Origin of the sequence: Microcoleus sp. Pol12A5 (genome assembly GCF_036701435.1) — a bacterium.
GTDB lineage: Bacteria > Cyanobacteriota > Cyanobacteriia > Cyanobacteriales > Microcoleaceae > Microcoleus.
The window spans coordinates 1-1,605 of the sequence record NZ_JAUBQU010000278.1 but is presented as its reverse complement, the minus strand read 5'-3'; the positions used below and the strand labels follow the sequence as shown (position 1 = coordinate 1,605).

The window sequence follows — 1,605 nt, the reverse complement described above, 5'->3', positions numbered from 1 at the left end:
GTACCTCAAATAGTTTTGTCGCAGTTGGCACCCCCCCAGCCGCAGCGGGACGAAAAAGACGTAGAAGCGATCGCCCGCCAAGTCGCCCTAGAAACAGCCAAAAAACAGCAGTCCAAACAATCATTCGACAGAATCCTGCTGGGAGCAGCATGTGGGTCGCTGCTGCTAGTCATGGGGTTATGGCTCGCAAGCAGGTCGGGACTCGTGCGCTTGCCCGCCGCCCCCGCACCCGAGACACCCGCAGCAAGTGGCAAAACAGCACCAGATACCCCGTTTGTCGAATATGTGCAGCGCTCCCTAGAAGCGATCGAACAAAAAAAAGCACCCCAGGCTAAGCCGCAACTTGCAGGAGTTCCCGGAGCCCCCACCCCAGGGACGCTGCCGAGCATTCCAATTTCCGGCGCGCCGCCGGCAACCGCAGGTCTTTCGACAGCAGTCAACCGCATTGCTAATGCCCTCGAACAAGCTGCCTCACAGCCGGGAGCACCAGCACCCCAAGTCGTAGTCATCCCTCCCCCCGCTCAGGTGACTGTGGCTCCGGCTGCTCCGGTAGCTGCTGCTCCGGCGGCTCCTCAAACCAGCGCAGTTTCCCCCTCGCCGGCGGCTCCAGCCTCGGGTCGTGCGATCGCCGCTGCGGGAACTCGAGATCCCCTGGCCGCTTCCCCTTCCCCCTCGGACTCTCCCCAGCCAAAGATTTTGGCTCGCGAAACCGAACCGGCACCCGCGCCCCCAGCCCAGCAATCCGCACCCGCGCCCGAGCAATCCGCACCGGCTGTCAGCAGCGCCCCGACTTCCGCCCACACGTTGGTAGGGATTTTGGAGTTGGGCGATCGATCGGCTGCTTTGTTTGAAGTAGACGGGGTAGCCCGCAGGATTTATGTCGGCGAAAGCATCGGCGCTAGCGGTTGGACTCTGGCAGAAATCAAAAATCAAGAAGCAGTGATTCGCAAAGGAGGAGATGTGCGATCGGTTTTTGTCGGCCAAAAGTTCTAATCAGTCATCAGTTATGAGTCATTAGTCATCAGTCATTAGTTATGAGTTAAGTCCTCGGTAATCAGTAATGGGCAGCGATCGGGCTGTATATGACGAGCAGTGAAAACAGTTATAATATAGGAACCGCCAAGACGTTCTTAATTGCTGAAACCATTGCTCTTATTACTTCTTGCTTCTATCCGTCAAATCGGTTCCCCAATTCGTTGCCAAACTTTATTCTCCTATAACTAACAACTCAAGATCAATAATCGATCCCAGTGACTAAGAACCAATGACTAATAACTAATGACCAATGACTAATGACCCAGGACTAATGACTGAGGAATTATAAAAAATGGGCTTATTTGATGATTTCAGCCGCTTTCTAGAAACCCGATTAGAAGAATTTTTGCGTAGCAATCCCCATCTGGAATTGCAGGCAATAGAAGAACAACTGAAGGAACAAGAAGAAGACACTCTGCGGCTGATTCTCGATATCCAAAAACAAGAGAAAAAACTGCAAGCCGAAATCCTCTCGGCAGCCCAAGAAATTCAGCGCTGGAACGATCGCATCAACAAAGCTAAAGCTGCTCAAAGGCTCGATTTAGCTCAAGCCGCCCAAGAGCGGCAAGC

General features: G+C 53.6%; 2 protein-coding genes. Both read left to right on the top strand.

Going from position 1 to position 1,605, the window contains the following annotated elements:
- On the top strand, window positions 1–993 hold a 993-nt coding region (locus QUA45_RS28725), incomplete at its 5' end, for a hypothetical protein (protein ID WP_333223337.1).
- A 334-nt stretch (window positions 994–1,327) separates the two neighbouring features.
- The coding region (locus QUA45_RS28720; protein ID WP_333223335.1) for a TIGR04376 family protein at window positions 1,328–1,605 on the top strand (278 nt) is incomplete at its 3' end.